At 61.8% G+C, this 19,818-nt stretch carries 16 protein-coding genes; 7 read left to right on the top strand and 9 right to left on the bottom strand.

The annotated features are described in order from the left end of the window. Positions 1-223: 223 nt before the first annotated feature. Both ACN6KF_RS30920 and ACN6KF_RS30925 read left to right on the top strand, forming a co-directional pair. Positions 224-1,702, top strand: coding sequence for an APC family permease (locus ACN6KF_RS30920; RefSeq protein ID WP_434960707.1), 1,479 nt, complete (start codon positions 224-226; stop codon positions 1,700-1,702). 224 nt (positions 1,703-1,926) lie between these two features. Next, entirely contained in the window at positions 1,927-3,405 is a 1,479-nt protein-coding gene (locus ACN6KF_RS30925; protein WP_434960708.1) for an aldehyde dehydrogenase, read from the top strand. A gap of 45 nt (positions 3,406-3,450) precedes the next feature. On the opposite strand, the gene ACN6KF_RS30930 is transcribed toward ACN6KF_RS30925, so the two are convergent. Then, the gene (locus ACN6KF_RS30930; RefSeq protein ID WP_434960709.1) at positions 3,451-3,894 is read right to left on the bottom strand and encodes an SRPBCC family protein; all 444 of its coding nucleotides are present in this window, start codon (positions 3,892-3,894) and stop codon (positions 3,451-3,453) included. A 399-nt stretch (positions 3,895-4,293) separates the two neighbouring features. On the opposite strand from ACN6KF_RS30930, the gene ACN6KF_RS30935 reads away from it, so the two are divergent. Then, a complete protein-coding gene (locus ACN6KF_RS30935) occupies positions 4,294-5,232 on the top strand; it encodes a hypothetical protein (protein ID WP_434960710.1) in 939 nt (312 codons plus the stop codon). Between the two features lie 112 nt (positions 5,233-5,344). Here ACN6KF_RS30935 and ACN6KF_RS30940 read toward each other — a convergent pair whose 3' ends face one another. After that, complete coding sequence (locus ACN6KF_RS30940; RefSeq protein WP_434960711.1) at positions 5,345-6,055, bottom strand: L,D-transpeptidase; 711 nt, start codon at positions 6,053-6,055, stop codon at positions 5,345-5,347. A gap of 248 nt (positions 6,056-6,303) precedes the next feature. Further along, positions 6,304-7,221 (bottom strand): alpha/beta hydrolase, encoded by a 918-nt coding sequence (locus ACN6KF_RS30945; protein WP_434960712.1) that lies wholly within the window; start codon positions 7,219-7,221, stop codon positions 6,304-6,306. Between the two features lie 333 nt (positions 7,222-7,554). Between ACN6KF_RS30945 and ACN6KF_RS30950 the strand changes: the two genes are divergently transcribed. Together ACN6KF_RS30950 and ACN6KF_RS30955 are read left to right on the top strand one after the other, a co-directional pair. Next, on the top strand, positions 7,555-8,472 hold the full coding sequence (locus ACN6KF_RS30950) for a DMT family transporter (RefSeq protein WP_434960713.1): 918 nt from the start codon (positions 7,555-7,557) through the stop codon (positions 8,470-8,472). Positions 8,473-8,719: 247 nt separating this feature from the next. Beyond that, complete coding sequence (locus ACN6KF_RS30955) at positions 8,720-9,610, top strand: adenylate/guanylate cyclase domain-containing protein (protein ID WP_434960714.1); 891 nt, start codon at positions 8,720-8,722, stop codon at positions 9,608-9,610. 181 nt (positions 9,611-9,791) lie between these two features. Here the strand turns inward: ACN6KF_RS30955 and ACN6KF_RS30960 are convergent, their stop codons facing one another. The 3 genes from ACN6KF_RS30960 to ACN6KF_RS30970 all read right to left on the bottom strand — a co-directional run bounded on the left by ACN6KF_RS30960 (position 9,792) and on the right by ACN6KF_RS30970 (position 13,209). After that, the gene (locus tag ACN6KF_RS30960) at positions 9,792-10,814 is read right to left on the bottom strand and encodes a DUF930 domain-containing protein (RefSeq protein ID WP_434960715.1); all 1,023 of its coding nucleotides are present in this window, start codon (positions 10,812-10,814) and stop codon (positions 9,792-9,794) included. Positions 10,815-11,126: 312 nt separating this feature from the next. Beyond that, positions 11,127-11,639, bottom strand: a complete 513-nt coding sequence (locus tag ACN6KF_RS30965) for a flavin reductase (protein WP_434960716.1) — start codon at positions 11,637-11,639, stop codon at positions 11,127-11,129. Between the two features lie 7 nt (positions 11,640-11,646). Further along, on the bottom strand, positions 11,647-13,209 hold the full coding sequence (locus tag ACN6KF_RS30970) for a 4-hydroxyphenylacetate 3-hydroxylase N-terminal domain-containing protein (RefSeq protein ID WP_434960717.1): 1,563 nt from the start codon (positions 13,207-13,209) through the stop codon (positions 11,647-11,649). Positions 13,210-13,312: 103 nt separating this feature from the next. Between ACN6KF_RS30970 and ACN6KF_RS30975 the strand changes: the two genes are divergently transcribed. Together ACN6KF_RS30975 and hpaR are read left to right on the top strand one after the other, a co-directional pair. Then, entirely contained in the window at positions 13,313-14,185 is an 873-nt protein-coding gene (locus ACN6KF_RS30975; protein WP_434960718.1) for a helix-turn-helix domain-containing protein, read from the top strand. Positions 14,186-14,263: 78 nt separating this feature from the next. Next, complete coding sequence (gene hpaR / locus ACN6KF_RS30980; RefSeq protein WP_434960719.1) at positions 14,264-14,758, top strand: homoprotocatechuate degradation operon regulator HpaR; 495 nt, start codon at positions 14,264-14,266, stop codon at positions 14,756-14,758. A 154-nt stretch (positions 14,759-14,912) separates the two neighbouring features. Here hpaR and ACN6KF_RS30985 read toward each other — a convergent pair whose 3' ends face one another. The 3 genes from ACN6KF_RS30985 to ACN6KF_RS30995 are packed head-to-tail and all read right to left on the bottom strand — an operon-like array spanning position 14,913 to position 19,765. Next, positions 14,913-16,475, bottom strand: a complete 1,563-nt coding sequence (locus tag ACN6KF_RS30985) for a SpoVR family protein (protein ID WP_434960720.1) — start codon at positions 16,473-16,475, stop codon at positions 14,913-14,915. A gap of 11 nt (positions 16,476-16,486) precedes the next feature. Further along, positions 16,487-17,794 (bottom strand): YeaH/YhbH family protein, encoded by a 1,308-nt coding sequence (locus ACN6KF_RS30990; RefSeq protein WP_434960721.1) that lies wholly within the window; start codon positions 17,792-17,794, stop codon positions 16,487-16,489. Between the two features lie 21 nt (positions 17,795-17,815). Beyond that, positions 17,816-19,765: a PrkA family serine protein kinase gene (locus ACN6KF_RS30995; RefSeq protein ID WP_434960722.1), complete on the bottom strand. Its 1,950-nt coding sequence runs from the start codon at positions 19,763-19,765 to the stop codon at positions 17,816-17,818. Between the last annotated feature and the right edge of the window lie 53 nt (positions 19,766-19,818).

Here is a 19,818-nt window from a genome sequence, read left to right on the forward strand (position 1 = left end):
TGCCGCGACCCGAGATAATTAACATGCGAAATAACTTGACAGCTGCCGCGGTTCTTTGCAAGTCTATATTTGAAGTAATGGTTCAAATAATGAACCGAAGTTCGCGCATCAATACAGACGCCAACAAGAATAAGGGGCAGCATCGTTCGCGCCGTTTCTGACGAAACGGCGGGCGAGCCTTCCCCACGCATGCCGACGCCTTCAACCAGGGGAACGAACGCCCATGACCGTGCAAGATTCGTGGCAAGACACGCGACAAGACTCGCAAAGCCAACCATCCAACCAGCTCCGCAAGAACAGCCTCGGCGTGGGGGCGATCACCTTTCTGGTGGTCTCGGCGGCAGCACCCCTGACGGCGGTCGCCGGCGGCGTGCCCCTGTCCATGCTGCTCGGAAATGGGCCCGGCATCCCGCTGACCTTCGTCCTGGTCACCCTGATCCTGTTGCTCTTTGCCGTCGGCTATGTCGCCATGGCCCGCCATATCCGCAATGCCGGTGCCTTCTACGCCTATACGGCGCAAGGGCTTGGCGGCCTGATGGGGGGAGCGGCGGCCCTCATCGCCATTCTCGCCTATAATTGCATGCAGATCGGCGTGTTCGGCATGTTCGGTGCGGCGACAAGGGGATTCTTCGCCGAGCAGTTCGGCCTGGACCTGCCCTGGTGGGTGTGGACCTATGTCGGCATCGCCGCGGTGGCTGTTTTCGGCTATCGCCGTGTCGATCTGTCGGCCAAGATCCTCACCGTGCTGGTCGCGCTGGAATATCTCGTCGTGCTGGTCATCGATGCGGCGATCTTCTTCAAGGGAGGCGATGCCGGCCTCACCTTCACGCCCTTTACGCCGGCGGCGTTCTGGAGCGGCACGCCTGCCATCGGCCTCCTGTTCTGTTTTGCCGCCTTCATCGGTTTCGAGGCGACGACGATCTACAGTGAGGAGGCCCGCGAACCGCACAGGACCGTGCCGCGGGCGACCTATATCTCGGTGCTGATCATCGGCGTATTCTATATGCTGACCTCATGGCTGATGGTGAACGGCGCCGGCGTCGACAAGCTCGTGCCGCAGCTGCAGGGCCTTGCCGATCCGACGACCTTCCTCTTCGGCCTCGCCGAACGCTATGTCGGCCACGGCATCACCGTGGTGATGAGCCTTCTGTTCATCACGAGCCTGTTCGCCGGTGTTCTGGCCTTCCACAATGGCGTGGCGCGCTACCTCTATGTGGCCGGCCGCGAGGGGCTTCTGCCGAGATCGGTCGGCGTGACGCATCCCCTGTTCCAGAGCCCCCATGTCGGCTCGATGATCCAGACCGTCATCGCTGTGCTGGTGGTCGCGCTGTTTGCCGCTGCCGGCCTGGATCCGGTGCTGGCCCTGTTCTCCTGGCTCACCAATGTCGCGACCTTGGCGATCATCCTGCTGATGGCCTTCACGGCACTGGCGATCGTCGCCTTCTTCACGCGCAATCCCGAGCTTGAAGGCAATGTGCTGGTGACCAAGATCCTGCCGGTGGTGACCGGCCTGGTCCTGCTGGCGCTGGTCTATTTCATCGCGGTGAACTTCGGCGCGCTCGCGGGCGCCAATGGCGTGCTCGCCGTGCTGCTGCCTGGACTGGTTCCGATCGCCGGCATCATCGGCTTCCTTTCCGCCATCCGGCTCAAATCCACCGACGCCACTGCTTTTGCCCGGCTCGGCGTCGGGCAGGAGGCGTGATGAATTCCGGATGCAAAGCAGGCCGAGATCCCTCACCCCTAACCCCTCTCCCCACAGGGGAGAGGGGGGCTTCGACTGGGAGAGATGCGAGGGGATAAGAAGAAGCACAACGCTGATGCCTCCCTCTCCCGGGCCGGGAGAGGGTAAGGGTGAGGGATGACGCAATCCGCCCATCCTGCCGTCGCCCTCGACTTCGTGACCCGTTATCGTGTGAGAATTGAGAAATGCAGGACCAGATCGATCGTCTCCGGCTCCTTCCCGTCGCCCCGCAATCACTGTTCATCGGCGGCAGCTGGAGCGAGCCGCAGGATGGCGCCGTCCTGGACGTCATCTCGCCGATCGACGGGCGCAAGCTGACCACGATCGGCGACGCCGGGGCAGGGGATGTCGACCGCGCCGTGCGCGCCGCCCGTCTTGCCTTCGAGAAAGGCTCCTGGTCGAAGTCGGCGCCATCGGTGCGCAGGAAGGTGCTGCTGCGCATCGCCGAGCTGATCGAGCGCGACGCCCTAGACCTTGCCGTGCTGGGCGTGCGCGACAACGGTACGGAAATGGCCATGGCCCTGAAGGCCGAGCCGGGCAGTGCCGCGGCTACCTTCCGCTACTATGCCGAGGCGATCGACAAGGTCTATGGCGAAATCGCGCCGACGGCCGGTGACGTGCTCGGGCTCGTGCATCGCGAGCCGGTCGGCATCGTCGCCGCCATCGTGCCATGGAATTTTCCGATGATGATCGGGGCCTGGAAAATCGCGCCCGCGCTGGCGGCCGGCAATTGCGTGGTGCTGAAGCCGGCGGAAGGGGCTTCGCTGAGCATCCTCAAGCTGGCCTCGCTCTGCGCCGAGGCCGGTCTGCCGGAAGGCGTGCTGAACGTCGTCACGGGCAGGGGAGCGGTGTCCGGCGAGGCACTCGGCCTGCACCGGGATATCGACGTCATAGCCTTTACCGGGTCGGGCGGTGTCGGGCGCAAGCTGCTGGAATACTCGGCCCGCTCCAACCTCAAGCGTGTCTATCTCGAGCTCGGCGGCAAGTCGCCCAACATCGTGTTTGCCGACGTGCCCGATCTCGACCGGGCCGCGAAAGTCTCGGCCCATGGCATCTTTCGCAATGCCGGCCAGGTCTGCGTCGCCGGCTCCCGGCTGCTGGTGCACGCTTCCGTTCGCGAGGCCTTTACCGAAAAGCTCACCGCCATCGCCTCGTGCATGAAAGTCGGCGATCCCCTGCAACTCTCCACGGAGATCGGCGCGGTTTCCAGTGAGGCTCAGTTGAGGAAGGATCTCGCTTATGCCGAACTGTCCCTCGGCGAGGGGGCCAATCTCAGGACCGGCGGCCGGCGGATCCTGCAGGAGAGCGGCGGTTTCTACATGCAGCCGACGATCTTCGACGTCACGCCCCAAATGACGCTGGCACGGGAGGAAGTCTTCGGCCCGATCCTGTCGATCATTCCCTTCGAGACGGAAGCCGAGGCCATCTCCATCGCCAATGCCAGCGATTACGGTCTTGCTTCCGCCGTCTGGACCGCCGACCTTTCGCGTGCTCATCGCATGATCCGCGCCCTTCGCGCCGGCGTCGTGCATGTCAACACCTATGGTGGTGCCGACAACACAGTGCCGCTCGGCGGCGTGAAGCAGTCCGGCAACGGTCATGACAAATCGCTGCACGCCTTGGACAAATACAGCGATCTCAAGACGGCCTGGATCCAGCTTTGACTGATGATCAATCACGGGCATGGCGCCCCGCCTTATAGATCGAAACTATTGATTGATCTCGGGCTCGACCAGCCGGGCTAGATTGCGCAGCGAGTCCTGCCAGCCGAGATAACAGGCATCGGGCGGGATGAGGTCGGGAATGCCGGCCTGCTCGATATTCAGCTCGGTGCCGCAGGACACTTTCTTCAGCGTCACCGTCACCACGATCTCGCCCGCCAGATTGGGATCGTCGAACTTGTCCGTATAGCGCAGCCGTTCGCCCGGGACGAGTTCGAGATACTCGCCGCCGAACGAATGGCCATGGCCCGTGGTGAAGTTGCGGAACGACATTTTGAACGTACCGCCGACCGTCGGCTCGGAGTGATGCACGGTGCAGGTGAAGCCGTTCGGCGGCAGCCATTTTGCGAGGGCATCTGCTTCGAGGAAGGCGCGGTAGACCTTCTCGGGGCTGGTGGCCAGAACGCGGTGCAGACGGATGGTGCTGGGCATGATCGTTGTCCTCTTGGCTGGGAGAAGAGCTCTTGGCTTGGAGAGCAGGAAGTCATGGTAGAAAGCATCTTGCCATGCCCCGAGGACGAACGCCGCTCTGCCCGCCCGACAGAGCGACGCAGATTTTTTGCGGGGTGCCCGCCTTTATCGGCCTCTCCCACAACGGGCAGCTCCCCGGCTACGCCCAGCAGCATGCCTTCAAGACGATTTTCAATTGGAGGTTTTGACAAGCGATCCGAGTTCAGGTCGGCGCCAGGCGGGATCGGTGCCGGTTGATTGCCTCGCAAAGCCGATTTCCGCTATATTGTTCACTCAACCGGACAACAATGATCACGGGTGGTTCTCGCGGCTGCGATGGACCGGGCGCGGCATCATCGCGGATCGAGGCTGGGGAACGTCATGGCGAGTTTCGTGCAGTTCCTGCAATATTCCGGGGTGTTTGCCGCGCAAAACTTCATGGTGGTCCCAGAGGGTGGCTTCAATCTGGTTTGCCTGCGTGACGCCAAAGGCGTTCACCTGTCCTACGATCAGGCCCGACTGCAGATCGACGATGTCCGCGTCGAGCAGGTCGAGCGCGTCGCTCAGGATTATATCGACGCCCGGTACGGCAAACAGCAAAGCCAGGAGCGCGACGACCAGTTGCTGCGGCTGCGCACTTCACTCTATGGCACCATATGGCCGCAGGCCGGGGCACGTGCCCTCAAGGTCCAGGCCAAGGGGACCGGCATTCCCCCGCTCACGGGCACGCGTGGCGGCACGGTCATCAAGCTCGATGTCGCCATCATGCCGCGCAAGAGCTACACGCTCGCCTTCAAGTTCCTCAGGCATTTCGACCAGGCGGGCAAGGTTGTCAACGCAACGAAATTCAAGCCTGATGACGCGTCCTGGTTCCTTACCCGGCTGAACTGGATCTTCGGGGCCCAGACGAACATCTTCTTCACCCCGGCCGGCGCCGACTGGATCATGGTGGAAAAGGCCCTGGGGCCGAAGATCATGCGGGATGTCTTCCGCCAGGACATCGTGCCGCTCAAACAGGGCGGCGCCGATCTCACCTGCTTTCTCGTCGGCGATTACGATGCCACGGACAGTGAGGCGGCGGGGCAGTTCCTGCCGGACGAGCAGGTCTGCGTGGTCGTCGACCAGGGTAATCCAGGGGTGTTCGACTATGGCGAGGCCTTCATCGGCGTGATGGCGCACGAGGTCGGTCACTTCCTGCACCACAAACGCAAGCTGGGCGGAAGTGGTCACCATGATCGCGGCGGCATCCTGCTTTCCAGCGGCCTCGAAAGTCTGTCGCTGGACAGGCAGCTCGTCAGCGATCTCAACGCCTGGACATAGCCGCCCGGTTTTCGGAGGCGTCCTGACCCTCCTTCGGCGGATTGAGGCCGCAAGGCTGCGACTTCAATGGGTAGGGCAAGGATACGCCGGGAAACCGTATTGGGCCTTAGCCTTAGGCCGGCAGCACGACCACCTTCGTCCCCACCGGCGTCTGGCCGTAGAGGTGGAGCATGTCCTGGGTAAGCAGGCCGGTACAGCCGCTCGTAACGCCGGAGCCGATCGACTGGGGAATGATGGTGCTGTAGAGTGTGTAGAGCGTGTATTTGCCGTTCTGATATAGATAGAGCGTGCGGGCGCCGAGCGGGTTGTTCAGGCCGGGCGGCATGCCGCCGGCATATTTAGCGGCCTCCGGCTGGCGCGCGATCATCTCCCTGGGCGGCGTCCACACCGGCCATTCGGCCTTGCGCCCGACATAGGCGTCCCCATGCCACAGGAAGCCCTGGCGGCCGACATTGGCGCCGTAACGGGTGGCGATCCCGTCGCCCTCGATGCGGTAGACATAATATTTGCTCGGATCGACGATGATCGTGCCGGCCACTTCCTTGCTGGGGTACTGCACTTTCCGGCGATAATATTTGGGGTCGATCTTGCTGACATCGACCGCCGGGATCGGGAATTTCTCCTCGGGCACCGCCGCATAGAGCCTCGCCGCCTCGGCCCGGCTCATGCCGCCTGACGTCGCGCAGCCGGCCAGACCGAGTGCGCCAAGGCCGGCGGCGGAGCCGACCAGGAACGAGCGGCGGCTGAGAAGCCCCGATCCGAGCCCGAGCTTGGCGGCCTCGTCCATCTCGCCGGTATCGGCAATTCCACCGTCCATGATCATGATCTTCGCGTTCCCTTGTCCCGTTGTCCGACCAGAGAAGACAGCGGCATCGGCCGCCGAATGTCTCGCTGGGCTGAAATTGCCCTCCCGCGGCCCGATTGGCAAGCTTTGGGTCTTTGTGCGCGCGCAGCCTTGCACCGAAGTCTGCAAGGTCCACGCGGTCTTGCGGTCTCACTTCGCGCTGACTTCCAAGGTGGCCGGCAGCAATATGGGCGTTTTGGAACCGATTATATGAAAGGCTGCCGTTCCTAACATTTGGCTGGCTGGCACCCGGCTTTGCGAATGAATTCACCCGCAGTTGAAAGCGCGCGGCGGCCATCGTCCAGACCGGCGTTCCAAAGTGGCCAAGCGTGAATCATATGCGGCCATATCTCGAGTCGCACCGGCACATCCGCAATCCCTGCTGCTTCGGCAAGCCGCGTGGCGTCCGACAGCAACGTCTCAGCCGAACCAACTTGGATCAACAGCGGCGGAAAGCCGTGCAGATCGGCGAACAGCGGCGAGATTAGCGGGTCGCAATATTCTTTCCCCACGGGGACATAGGCGCCGGCGAGCTCCTCCAGATAGGCCTTATGGATGATCGGATCGATCGAGTCCTTGCTGGCGAGCGACGAGCCGGACATGGTGAGATCGGTCCAGGGCGAAATCAACCATGCACAGCGGGGAAGAGGGTCACCAGCGGCGCGCAGGCAAGCGATCAGGGCCAAAGTGAGATTGCCGCCCGCACTATCACCACCGACCACAATGTGTTCGGCGGCGATGCCTTGCCGCCGCAGAAAGCGCCATGCGGCGAGTGCGTCTTGGTGCTGGGCCGGAAAAGGGTGCTCGGGAGCGCGGCGATAGTCGATCGCAAGGGTTCGCATGCGCGCCGCGCGGCCTGCTTCCGTCACCAGCCGGCGATGGCTTTCAATAGAGCCTGAGCAGTAACCGCCGCCGTGGAAATACAGCAGCACCTTCTCAGCGTCGCTGCCCGGCGCCATCGACCATTCACCGGGGACGCCATCGCACTGGACAGCTGTGCACAGGATATCATCGGCAATAGGCCAGTTTGTTCCGACCTCATCGAGCCGTGCGCGCCGCTCGCCCCATCCGACCGGCCGAGGCTTCGAGGTCAGCAGTTCGCGGATGGCTGCGATTTCCTTCAGGGTGCGTTCGTGATCGGTCACAGCATGTTCCTTGATAAAGGTTGGCGCATCGTGACACTATGCTTGGTAATCAATCTTCGCAATTTGTAGTAATTTCAGCCGCGGAAGTGAGGTTGGGGTGAAGCGCGTAATATTTTTTGCAACAGCGGACACTCTAATCTTCTGAGACGGAGTAATGTGAGAGCGTCGTTGTGTTGCCAGGAAACCATCCCATCAGAAGAAATCGGATGGTTGGTCGTCAGGCCGGGCAGGTTGAAGAGCGCTGATTGGGCTCCAAGCGAGAGAACAGCACCCGGCGACGCGACGCTGCAATCGCTCCGGGGCCATTCGCGGTAGGAGGAGGCTGAGATCCAAATGCTGCCGATAACACATGCTGACGATGCGAAGGCCGCCTCTGGCGTGTCCCTTCCAATCGCTTACTCGACCGCGGTCCTGGGGTGGCTTCTTTCGGCTGGCGTGTACATCGCGGCCAAATGGGTGGCGCCGGAAATGGGGCCATGGGCGCTCTGCTTCTGGCGGCTGTTGCTTGCTTGCGCAATTTTGCTGCCGATCGTGCATCACCACTACCGCGCTATAATCGCGTTAATCCGATCGCGGGCGGTGGAGGTTCTGCTTATAGGAACGATTGGTCTGACCCTGTGCCAGGGCATGATCTACACAGGCCTCCATTCCACCAATGCCACCACTGCCGGCATCATAATGGCACTTTCACCCGTCATGACCATGGTTATCGCCCGGATCGTGCTTGGCGAACCGCTTGGTCTCTGGAAGGCAATCGGAGCGTTACTTGCCCTGGCCGGCATGATGGTGATTGTTGCCCACGGTGATCTCCGCGCGCTGATAGGGCTCCAGTTCAGTATCGGCGAACTGTGGATCGTAGGAAGCGCATTCTGCTGGGGCCTTTACACTGTGCTCTTGCGCCGTTCCAAATTCGGTATCGCCCTCCTGCCCACGGTCGTGGTTCTGCTCGGGGCCGGCTCCCTTGCCGCCCTTCCTTTCTATCTGTGGGAGTCAATATACGGCGGCGGCTCGGCATTGCACGCGAATGGCCTGTTGGCGCTTGCCTACTTGGCCGGGCCAGGCGGCGCACTGATGTACTACCTCTACAATCGCAGCGTCGAGGTGCTTGGCGCTGGCCGCGCCAGCATGCTGCTTTATCTGCAGACCGTCTTCGTGGCCTTGCTCGCCTATCTTTTGCTCGGGGAAAGTTTGCACTACTACGACATCTGGGGCGCGGCCTTTATCATCGCCGGTCTGGTATTTGCACATTGACCGTGCAAGGCCCAACGTTGCTCAAAAAAATAAGACGGACGCCGGGGAGCCGTCGGGGCCACTTGCGCCGGCGCTGCACTCGAAGGTGCGCACTGTATAGCCCGCCGCAGCTCGACAATGGCTCATCCTGCCATGAAGCCGGTTTCGCCCCTTACCAACACCGTTTTATTTGGACCTCAAGTAATGAAACCAGGGGTAATTTTAGTGTAGTATACAGGTGTTGCGCTCTCGGGGCGGATGCACGTTGATGGATCAGGAGAGAATTCTAGCTGCCGTCCTCTTGGTCGATGTCGTGGGGAGCACGCCGCTCTATGAGCGCATCGGCGATGTTGGTGCTCTGCGGCAAATCTCGGAATGCCTGGACGCGATTCGCGAGATCACCGCCCGATACGGCGGTGAGTTCATTTCCTCGAAGGGTGACGACGTGCTCAGCCTGTTCAAGAGGCCGGAGGCGGCGCTGAAGGCTGTCGGCCAGATCAGCAGCCAGCTGACGAATGGGCCGTTGAAGGCCAGGGTCGGATTGCATTTCGGAGCGGTCCTTCGAATGCGGGGCGACATATTCGGCGATGTTGTCAATGTCACCGCGAGGTTGTCGAGCACGGCAAACCCCGGGGAGGTGCTGGTCAGTCAGAGCTTTTTCGAAGCACTTATCCCGGGCAGCCGCGGTGCCTTGCGGCTCCTCGATAGCATGGCCTTCAAGGGGAAGCAGGAGCCCTTCGATGTCTATACCCTGCGGGATGACGATGGTGTTGTCAGTACGCAGCTTGCCCACCAGAGCACCGCTTTCGACAGGATTGCCAGCCCGACACGGCACCTCAATCTCGTCATCAGATATGGGGATCAGTTGCGATCCTGCCGCAACAATGAATCCGTGACCGTCGGCCGATCCCCAGAGTGCAATATCGTTGTGCCGCGGCCTTGGGTCTCAAGGCATCACGCGACCTTCACCATTTCGAACGGCAGGGCCAGGCTGGCCGAGCGAAGCTCGTCGGGCACATTCGTGTCGACGGGACCCGGCCTTGAAGTATTCGTGCGGCGTGAAGACGTTCTACTCTTCGGTTCCGGTTTGATATCGCCCGGTGTGCGATCGTCCCTCAGCGAGGCCCAGATCCTTCACTACGAGATCATCTCGGGGTGACCAGGGACAAGTTCCGGCCAAAGCGCTTCGTCCATCGCGACGGCATCGGCGGCCGGACGTCTCGCAGGGCTGAAATTGCCCGCGCAAGGCGCGATAGGCAGGTTGGGGCCTCTGGCGCGCGGATTGCCATGCACCAAGATCGCTGACGCCCCGCAGCCAAGCCGGGCGTTTCACGCCTCGTTTATGGCGCGGGGAGCCCGCGGCTTTTCCAGTCGCTGCGCGGAACCGGATTGCCGACCTGGAAGGCGAAGGCGATGACCTTCGTTACCTTCGCATCGACTTCGCAACGATAGCTCAAATTGTACCATTGTGACTTGGAGGCGAATGCTGCCTTGGAATCCTCGAGCACGGTGCCTTGCTCGAGCTGTTCGCGAGGGAGCATATCGGGGACATAGGAGGGCGAGGCATGCAGCAATTGCTCATGCAGTTCCGTGACGCAAAGCTGGCCCACCCGCTCGCCGCGAGACATGCTTCCCATCGCAAGCATCGCGTTGATGTCGTTGGTCGTCTCTTGCGAAAACAAGGTTCTGGATTCGGGCAGCTTCGGATCTGGTTGTGCCTGATTTGGGGCCTGGGGTTGGGTGGGTGCAGCCGACGCCTCTGTCGCAGCAACCTGGGGAGCCTGCTCGGTTGGGGCCGGCGTCACGGCCGGTGTGTTCGGACCATTTGTTTGAGCCGGATCAGGCCGGGCCGGGGGTAGGGCCGAGCCGTTTTCAGGGCTGTTGCCATCCGGCGCCTTTCGGGGGCCGCGATCCTTGTCGCCAAACAGAAACACCGGCTTCATGACAGGCTGCGTGCCCTGCCGTTCGTCCGCAGCCTTCGGCGGCGGTGGTTTCACGGCGCTTTCTGCCGGTGGCCGTACCGGTTTGGCTGGCGGGGGCGCTTCGGCTTTCGGCTTCGGTGGCGGATCGACCGACTGCACCAATTCGACCGTTATCGCCTGCTCTTCCTTCAGAGGCGACACCAGTGGTCGCGGCAGGATGAGCGCGGCGACCAGCAAATTGAGGAGAAGGGAGGCCAGCAGGCTCCATTTCCACCATCGCTGATCCGGCTGGTCGTTTCTCATCCCGGAAGATGTGGCGTGAAATATGGGCCGTATCAAGCACGCTGGCAGGCAGGATTGAAATATCCGTTCGGCAGGGAGGGGCTTGCCGGCGGTCGAGTTCACGGCTGCCGGTGTTAAAGCATGGTGATGCCTCGTCATTCCGGATCGTTACGGATGGTCTGAGCAGACGGACCGTTATCGCTATGCGATTGTTGGCAAGGGCGCATCTTCTTGCGGATCACACGGTGCGGATTGATCGAGGAGATGTTAGTCGGTGGCGCTGAAGCAAAACATACGTTCGACGCTGTGACAGGAATGAATAAGATCAATATCGCTGTGATCGCGGTCGTTCGGCACGGGTAGAGCGGGCGTGTTGTTGAATTGAGTAGATTTTTACCGCAATATCCTGCCACGCTTGTATTGCGAAGAATTCTAACCTGAAGCGATCCAGTTTTTAGGGCTCAGGTCATCCTACCCCCCAAAACTCCCCGCCTGCCCGAGCACCTGCGCATACCCCCTGTCGAAATAGAGCAGCGCATGGCCATCCTTGCGGCTGCGCAGATCCACCACCTCGCCGATGAAGATGTGGTGGCTGCCGATGAGATGCCGGTCGATCAGGCGGCAGTCGAAGGAGACGATGGCGTCGGCCAAAGCCTGATTGCCGGAGGGAAAGTCGATCCAGTCGGCGGCGGCGTAGCGGGCCTCCATCTCTGTGCGCTGGCCGGCGAAATAGCCGGCGAGGTGCTGGTGGTCGGGTGTCAGCACGTTGACGCAAAAGCGGGCGTTCTCGATGAAGCGGCCTGTTTGCGCCGAGCGGCTGTTCATGCACACCAGCAGGGTCGGCGGCTCGTCCGTCACCGAACACATGGCGGTGGCGGTGAAGCCGCCGCGCCCGGCCGTACCGTTGGTGGTAACCACGTTGACGCTGGCGCATACCCGCGCCATGGCGTCACGGAAAGCGTTTTTCGAGGGGCGCTCCTGCATGGCGGCCTCATTCGGCGGCGGCGCGGGGCGGTATGGCCTCGCCGAGCGGGGGCAGCCAGGTCTCGCTCGTCCAGCCCTTCTCGTCATAATCCGCCATGCATTGGTCGACGAGGGCTTCCATCTCCTTGAGGCGCCCGCCGCGCTCGGCGCCCTTGAGCACCTGCAGGCGGACTTCCTCGGGTGCACCGGCGTAATTGAGTTCGTAGAGGGCGTGGCGGCCGGCAAATTCCGTGCCCGTCGCATCCCACAGCAGCTTCATGATCTTGATGCGCTCGACATGGCCCATCTCGTTGGAGCCGCGCACATATTGGGCGAGGTAGCGGTCGATCTCGGGATTGGCGAAATCCCGGGCCGAGGATGGCAAGTAGATCAGGCCCGAGGCGATGGTGCGCCTGACGATGTCGATCACCCTGGGATAGGCCTCGGACATGAAGGTGCGGTAGGCGAGCGCGGCTTCCAGGTTCGGCAGCACGGCACCATTGGCCCAGGGCAGGGGATTGTGGGCCATGGCATTGGCGAAGGACCAGAACTGGTGGCGGATGGCGATCACCTCGCCCAGCATCGCCTGGTTGCCGCGAAAGGCGTCGCCCCCGGTGGCGCGCAGGGCCTTGGCCAACAGGCCGGCGAGGAAATCGAGCTTCACCCCGAAGCGGATGCAGCCCTGGAAGCAATAGCCGTGCATGAAGCCGGATGCGGGATGGAAGGACAGGATCTTGCCGGCATCGCGCAGCACCAGCACGTCCTCCCAAGGGATGAAGACATTGTCGAGCACCAGGATGGCGTCATTCTCGTCGAAGCGGGAGGAGAGCGGATAGTCGAAGGGGTGGGCGCCGCGATTGGCCGTCTCTTCGTAGGAGGTCCGGCAGAACATCTTCACCCCGGGCGCGTTCATCGCCACGATGAACATCACGGAGAGGGATGGGTCCTCGGTGACAGTGGCTGAACTCTGGGCGAGGAAATTGTAGTGGGTGAGGGCAGAGGAGGTGGCGACCACCTTGGCGCCGGAGACGTGGATGCCGGCATCGGTCTCCCTGGTGATGTGGACGAAGACGTCCTTCACCGCATCGGCCGGCTTGTGGCGGTCGATCGGCGGGTTGACGATGGCGTGATTCATGAACAGCACGGCTTCCTGCGCCCGCTTGTGCCAGGCCAGCGCATTGTCCTTGAAGGGGCCGTACCAGTCGGCGTTGGCGCCGAGCGTGTTCATCAGCGCCGCCTTGTAGTCGGCGGTGCGGCCCATCCAGCCATAGGTCATGCGGGCCCAATGGGCGATGGCGTCCTTCTGCGCCACCAGTTCGGCCGAGGAGCGGGCGACACGGAAATATTTGTGGGTGTAGCCGCCGGAACCGGTATCGGTCGGCGCAGTCAGGATCGGCCTGGTTTTCTCGTCATGCAGCGCGTCATAGAGCCGTGCCAGCGAGCGCACCGAATTGCGCATGGCAGGGTGGGCGGTGACATCGGCAACCCGTTCGCCATTGATGTAGACCTCGCGCCCGTCGCGCAGCGAAGCCAGATATTCGGCGCCCGTGAAGGGCCGTTTCTTATCGGCGCGGAAATCTTCCGATCGCATCGCCTTCCTCCCTGATGTTCGTTGACGCCAGGCTAGGCCTTGCCGGCGGCGCGTACCATGGACAGAATGGTAAAATCACTTGTACTTTTTTAAGAAGGCGCCCGTGTCCGACAAGGTTCCCAGCTTCTTCGTTTATGGTGAGCCCGATCGCCCTGTTGATGTCGGATTCCTGCATATGGAAACGGTAATGGAGCGAAAATCGCTGCATTCAGGCCAGGTTTCCGCCCATAGACATGACAGGATGGCGCAGATCACCTTCTGGACCAGAGGCCGGGGCGAATATTTCATCGAGGACAGGCGGCTGGACTTTATCGCACCTGCGGTCAGCTACATCCCCAGCGGCGTGGTGCATGGTTTCACTGTCGCGCCTGAGGAGACCGACGCCATCGTCGCCTCGATCGCCGACAGCGCTCTGCCGCCGATCGCCGCGCTTTCGGCCCTGCCGATCGAGGAGCCGATCATGGTGCGCGGGCAGAGCGAGAGCCGTTTCTGGCTTTCTCTGGCCGCGACCATGCAGCGTCTTCTCGAAGACTATCGGCAGGGGCAGATGGCGCCCCTGGGGGCCTTGCTGGCGGTGGCGATGAACGACATCGCCTTGCTCGGCCAGACCGGCCGCATCGGCGAACGCGAGGGCCATGACCTCGCCTTGGCCTTCAGGCGCCTGGTAGACCGGCATTTCCGGGACGCCTGGCCGATCGAGCGTTATGTTACGGCGCTCGGCACCACCCCACATCTGCTCGCCAGGGCCTGCGGGGCCTCCCATGGCCTGTCGGCCAAGGCCTTCATCGACAGGCGGCGCCTGATCGAGGCCAAGCGCCTCCTGGTCTTCACCATCCGTTCGGTCGAGGACGTCGCTTATGAGATCGGCTTTCGCGATCCGGCCTATTTCTCGCGCTTCTTCCGCAAGCATGTCGGCGAGCCGCCGGGCGAATGGCGCATCGGTCAGGCGCGCCATGGCGGTGCCAGGACACCATGAACGGCGCCCGGAGTTTGCGCAGCGGGCAGAGTATGCAAGTAGTGCTCAAGCCCCAGAGCCGCTATCGGGTGACGATGCATGGATGAAGTGAAGGAAACGCCTCCGGTGATCGAGGAAGCAAGGCTGAAGGAAACGCGGCGTTCGCTGCCGATCGCGCTCCTGAGGGCGCGCGAGGCGGTGATGAGCCATTTTCGCCCCATGCTCGCCAATCACGGCGTGACGGAGCAGCAATGGCGTGTGCTGCGCGTGCTGAACGAAGCCGGCATGCTCGACGCCTCCGAGGTCGCCGATCGCGCTTTCATCCTGGCGCCCAGCCTCACCCGCATGATCCGCTCGCTGGAAGAGCGCGGCTTCATCACCAAGCACAAGGACAAGGGGGACGGGCGCCGCGTGCTTCTGAAACTCGCGCCCGCGGGCCAGGCCGTCATTCGTGAAGTCCTGCCCGACAGCCGCAAGATCTATGCGGTGCTGGAAGAGCGCTTCGGCCGCGAGCGCATCGATCAGTTGGTCGATCTCCTGGGGGAGCTTGCGACGTTCCGCAACGATTCCGAAACACCCGAGGAGCTTGCGTGAGCCGATGACCGCCCCCGCTTCAGGCCTGCACGAGTTGCCCGGCGGCGAAGCGCTGCTCGCCTGGTTCGGCCGCAGCAGGCGCGCATCGCGCTGGAGCCGGGCAAGCCCTGAGGGCGGGACCCACTCGCCCCGACCCACTCAACTCGTGGCCAACTCAACTCGCCGCCTGGCGGGTTGAACATTCATAGATCCTGGTTCCCGTCCGCGCGTCGATGCCTTCCAGGCTCACCTCGTAACCCCAAAGGCTGCGGATATGGCGCAGCGTCGCGTCGCGGCTGTTGGGCTCGAGCAGGATGCCGTCATTGACCTTGTGCTGCAGGCGCAGATGCCGGTCGCCCAGCAGGTCCACATCGACGACCTGGATGTCCGAGCGGTTGGCGCCGATGTCATAACTGTGGGCGAGGGCAGCGCGGATATTCTCGTAGCCGCGCTCATTGTGGATCGAGGCGACCTTGTAGAAGGATTCGTTGGCCGCATCGGACAAGACGAACATCCGCCATTTGCGGATCAGCGCGGGGCTGAGATATTGGCGTATGAAGGACTCATCGCGGTAATTGGCCCAAGCGTCGAGCAGGACCTCGCGCCAATTGCCGTTGCCCGCGAATTCGGGAAACCAGTCGCGATCTTCTTGCGTCGGTTCGGTCGAGATGCGTTGGATGTCCTGCATCATGTCGAGGCCGAGCGCATAGGGATTGATGCCGGAAAAGCGGGGATCGTCGAAGCCCGGCTGGAACACCACGTTGGAATGGTTGCGCAGGATCTCGAGCATGGCGCCCTCGCTGATCCGACCTCGGTCGAACAGCGCGTTCATCAGGGTGTAATGCACGAAGGTCGCGCAGCCCTCGTTCATCACCTGGGTCTGCCGCTGCGGATAGAAGTATTGTGCGATGACACGCACGATCCTGACGAGTTCACGCTGCCACGGCTCGAGGATCAGGCTGTTCTTCTCCAGGAAATAGAGCAGGTTTTCCTCAGGAAGATTAAGCGACTTCTTCCGTTCGGGCATGCCGTCCTTGGCCTCCTCGGCCCTGTCCCCGCCCTTGGAGGCCGGTAGCGTGCGCCAGAGATCGTTATAGGTGCGTTCCTCATATTCCAGCCGCTCGCGCACCCCTTCGCGCTGTTTTTCCGAGGACAGTTTGGGCGGGCGGCGATATCTGAACACGCCCTGTTCCATCAGCGCGTGGGAAGCGTCGAGAATGGCCTCCACCGCGGCGACGCCATGGCGTTCCTCGCAGCGGGTGATGAAGCCCTTGGCAAAATCGAGATAACCCAGGATCGCGCCGGCATCCGTCCATTGCTGAAAAAGATAGTTGTTCTTGAAGAAGTGATTATGGCCGAGCGCCGCATGAGCCGTCACCAGGGCCTGCAGGGCCATGGTGTTTTCTTCCATCAGATAGACGACGCAAGGATTGGAATTGATGACGATTTCATAGGCGAGCCCGCGGCCACCCTTGCGATACATCAGCTCCTGATGAAGGAAATGCTTGCCGAACGACCAATGCCGATACATCAGCGGCATCCCAACGGATGAATAGGCATCGAGCATCTGTTGGGACGAGATGATTTCCATCTGCACGGGATAAATGTCGAGGTGGAGTTCCTCGACCGCCAGCGCCTCGATGGCGTCATAGGCCCGAGACAGCGTCTTGAAATTCCAGTCCGAGCCTGAGAACAGCAAGTCGGCGTTGGGCGCATGCTTGGGCGTAGGCTTGGGCATCGACGCTCCTTTTAGCCGCCCTTCGAGGCGGACTGCCTGGTAAAGAGCCGGCGGAAAACCGGGTAGATGTCCGAAGCCTTGGCGATGCGGCTCATCTGGAAGTTCGCCCAGCGCTCGGTGACGGCCGCATAGGCCTGCCAGAGTGAGGTTCCGTTCTCGGTGCCACCGAAAATGTGGCTCTCACGTTCATCGATGATCTCGACATAGGCGAAATACTGGCAAAGGCGCATGATCTCGCCATCGAGCAGTGCGATGCAACGCCCGGAATCGGTGGCGATATTGTCGCCATCCGAGGCCTGGGCGGCATAGATGTTCCATTCATTGGAGGGGTAGCGCTCCTTGATGATGCGCTGCATCTCCTCGAGGGCTGTGGAGACCACAGTGCCCCCGCTCTGCGTCGAGTAGAAGAAGGTTTCCTCGTCGACCTCCTGCGCCTCGTGAGTATGCCGGATGAAGACGATATCGGTGCGCTCGTAGCGCCGTTTCAGGAAGAGGTGCAGCAGAACGAAGAAGCGCTTGGCCAGATCCTTTTCCCGCTCTCCCATCGAGCCGGATACGTCCATGAGGCAGAACATCACCGCATTGGCGTTCGGTACGGGCTGCGCGTCGAAACGGTTGAAGCGGATGTCGACCGGATCGATATAGGCAATCACCCGGCGCCGGCGCTCCAGGCGGTCAAGCTCCTCGCGCAGTTCCGCGATGCGCTGGTCGGCTGCGGCACCTGCCGGGCCGGCTTCCAGCCCTTCCAGTTCCTGGAGGATCGTATCCATCTCCTCCTGTTTCGGACGCTTGAGGGCGATGCGGCGCCCATGGCTGTTGCGCATGGTCCGCCCGACATTGATGTTGGTCGGCGAGCCGCTCACCGCATAACCCGCCCGCCGCGGCTTGACGATCAGGATCTCCTTGAGATTGAGCTTGATCATGTCGGGCAGTTCGAGATCCTCGAAGAAGAGGTCCAGCACCTCCTCGCGGGTGAGCACGAAGCGGAAATCATCCTCCGAGTCGCTCAAGCCGGGAGACGAGCCCGACCCGGCGCCTTGATTGGGCTTGGAGACCCTGTCACCCGGTGCGAACTGCTTGTTGCCAGGCAGGACATGATGGCGGCCGCCGCTGTCCCTCGCCTCGCGGAAGGTCGGCTCGCTCGTGCCGTGCACCGGCATCGAGACAGAGTGCTTGGCATCGACATCCGCGATCTTGCCGGTCTTGATCTGGTCGCGAATGCTCTGCTTCAACTCGGCGCGCGCGCGGCGCAGGAAGCGCTGGCGATTGCCCAGGCTCTTGTCCTTGGGATTGAGGCGGCGATCGATAAAGATTGGCATGGGAACACCACCCGGCCGGGATCAACCCGCCTTGTTTACACGCATGTACCAATCCACCAGTCGACGCACCTGGCGCTGGGTGTAGCCGCGCGCCTCCATGCGCTGCACGAACTCCGTATGCCGCTTCTCGGTCACGCTGTCCTGCTTGGAGCCGAAGCTGATCACCGGCAAGAGATCCTCGACCTGGCCAAACATCCGCTTTTCAATGACTTCGCGCAGTTTTTCATAGCTGGTCCAGGCCGGGTTGCGGCCATTGTTCCTGGCCCGGGCGCGCAGGGTGAATTTCACCACCTCGTTACGGAAATCCTTGGGATTGGCGATGCCGGCCGGTTTTTCGATCTGGGACAGTTCCTTGTCGAGCACCTCGCGGTTGAGGACCTGGCCGGTATCGGGATCCTTGTAGTCCTGATCCTCCACCCAGGCATCGGCATAGGCGATGTAGCGGTCGAACAGGTTCTGGCCATATTCTGAGTAGGATTCGAGATAGGCCTTCTGGATCTCGTGTCCGATGAACTCGGCGTAGCGGCTTGCCAGCTCCGATTTGATGAAATCGAGATAGGCGGTTTCCGTTTCCTTCGCGAACTGCTCGCGCTTGATTGCCTCCTCCAGGATGTACATCAGATGCACGGGATCGGCGGCCAGTTCCTGGGTGTCGTAATTGAAGGTCTGCGACAGGATCTTGAAGGCAAAGCGCGTGCTGACGCCGGTCATGCCTTCATCGACGCCGGCGGCATCGCGATATTCCTGCACGGCCTTCGCCTTGGGATCCAGTTCCTTCAGGTTTTCGCCGTCGTAGATACGCATTTTCGTATAGAGCGGCGAATTGTCGAACTCGGCCAACCGGGTCGACACCGAGAAGCGGCTGAGAAGGTCGAGCACTTCCGGCGCGCAAGGGCTGCTGGCCAGTTCGCTCTCGCGCAGAAGCTTCTCGTAGATCTGCCTTTCCTCGGTGACACGCAGGCAATAGGGCACCTTGACCACCAGGATGCGGTCGAGGAAGGCTTCGTTGTTCTTGTTGCTCTTGAACTGCAGCCATTCCGACTCGTTGGAATGGGCCACGACGATACCCTGATAGGGGAAGGCGCCGAAATTCTCGGTGCCGTTATAGCTGCCTTCCTGCGTTGCGGTCAGCAGGGGATGCAGAACCTTGATCGGCGCCTTGAACATCTCGACGAATTCGAGCAGCCCCTGGGTCGTGCGGTTGAGCCCGCCGCTGTAGGAATAGGCATCCGGGTCCGACTGGCTGAAATGTTCGAGCTGGCGGATATCCACCTTGCCGACCAGGGCCGAGACATCCTGATTGTTCTCATCGCCCGGCTCGGTCTTGGCAATGCCGATCTGGCGCAGCCGCGAAGGCACGAGCTTGACGACGCTGAATTTGGAGATGTCGCCCGATAATTCATCGAGGCGCTTGGTTGCCCATGGGGAGATCAGGCCGTTCAGACGCCGCCGTGCAATACCGTATTTGTCTTCCAGCAGATCGCCCATCCGGTCCGGGTTGAAGAGACCCAGCGGCGATTCAAAAACCGGGCTTATCTTACCGCCGACCTTGAGCGTGTAGATGGGACGCTCCTCCATCAACTTCTTCAGCCGTTCCGCCAGGGAAGACTTGCCGCCACCGACAGGGCCGAGGAGGTAGAGGATCTGCTTGCGCTCTTCCAGTCCCTGAGAGGCATAGCGGAAATAGCCGACCAGACGCTCGATCGTATCTTCCATGCCATAGAAATCGGCGAAGGCCGGATAGGTCTTGACCGTGCGGTTGGCAAAAATCCGTCCGAGGCGCTCGTCCTTGCTGGTGTCGAGCAGCTTCGGCTTGCCGATCGCGTCGATCATCCGCTCGGCCGCGGAGGCATACATCGATTGGTCCTCGCGGCACGCGAGCAAATATTGCTGGAGGCTCATCTCCTCCTGGGCCGCGTTGGTATAAAGTTCCGCAAACAGGTCGAAAACGTCGCTGTTTCTCTCAGTCATGGCAGCCTCCCATGGTGGCTGATCGGGTTGACTGCGCCCTTGCTCACTCAACT

Source organism: Labrys methylaminiphilus subsp. lupini, from assembly GCF_051161885.1.
Lineage (GTDB): Bacteria > Pseudomonadota > Alphaproteobacteria > Rhizobiales > Labraceae > Labrys.

What these genes read in the sequence shown, in the direction of transcription:
- ACN6KF_RS30920 (WP_434960707.1), top strand. Translation starts at nt 224, where the DNA reads ATGACCGTGCAAGATTCGTGGCAAGACACGCGACAAGACTCGCAAAGC.
- ACN6KF_RS30925 (WP_434960708.1), top strand. Translation starts at nt 1,927, where the DNA reads ATGCAGGACCAGATCGATCGTCTCCGGCTCCTTCCCGTCGCCCCGCAA.
- ACN6KF_RS30930 (WP_434960709.1), bottom strand. Translation starts at nt 3,894, where the DNA reads ATGCCCAGCACCATCCGTCTGCACCGCGTTCTGGCCACCAGCCCCGAG.
- ACN6KF_RS30935 (WP_434960710.1), top strand. Translation starts at nt 4,294, where the DNA reads ATGGCGAGTTTCGTGCAGTTCCTGCAATATTCCGGGGTGTTTGCCGCG.
- ACN6KF_RS30940 (WP_434960711.1), bottom strand. Translation starts at nt 6,055, where the DNA reads ATGATCATGGACGGTGGAATTGCCGATACCGGCGAGATGGACGAGGCC.
- ACN6KF_RS30950 (WP_434960713.1), top strand. Translation starts at nt 7,555, where the DNA reads ATGCTGCCGATAACACATGCTGACGATGCGAAGGCCGCCTCTGGCGTG.
- ACN6KF_RS30955 (WP_434960714.1), top strand. Translation starts at nt 8,720, where the DNA reads ATGGATCAGGAGAGAATTCTAGCTGCCGTCCTCTTGGTCGATGTCGTG.
- ACN6KF_RS30960 (WP_434960715.1), bottom strand. Translation starts at nt 10,814, where the DNA reads ATGACGAGGCATCACCATGCTTTAACACCGGCAGCCGTGAACTCGACC.
- ACN6KF_RS30965 (WP_434960716.1), bottom strand. Translation starts at nt 11,639, where the DNA reads ATGCAGGAGCGCCCCTCGAAAAACGCTTTCCGTGACGCCATGGCGCGG.
- ACN6KF_RS30970 (WP_434960717.1), bottom strand. Translation starts at nt 13,209, where the DNA reads ATGCGATCGGAAGATTTCCGCGCCGATAAGAAACGGCCCTTCACGGGC.
- hpaR (WP_434960719.1), top strand. Translation starts at nt 14,264, where the DNA reads ATGGATGAAGTGAAGGAAACGCCTCCGGTGATCGAGGAAGCAAGGCTG.
- ACN6KF_RS30985 (WP_434960720.1), bottom strand. Translation starts at nt 16,475, where the DNA reads ATGCCCAAGCCTACGCCCAAGCATGCGCCCAACGCCGACTTGCTGTTC.
- ACN6KF_RS30990 (WP_434960721.1), bottom strand. Translation starts at nt 17,794, where the DNA reads ATGCCAATCTTTATCGATCGCCGCCTCAATCCCAAGGACAAGAGCCTG.
- ACN6KF_RS30995 (WP_434960722.1), bottom strand. Translation starts at nt 19,765, where the DNA reads ATGACTGAGAGAAACAGCGACGTTTTCGACCTGTTTGCGGAACTTTAT.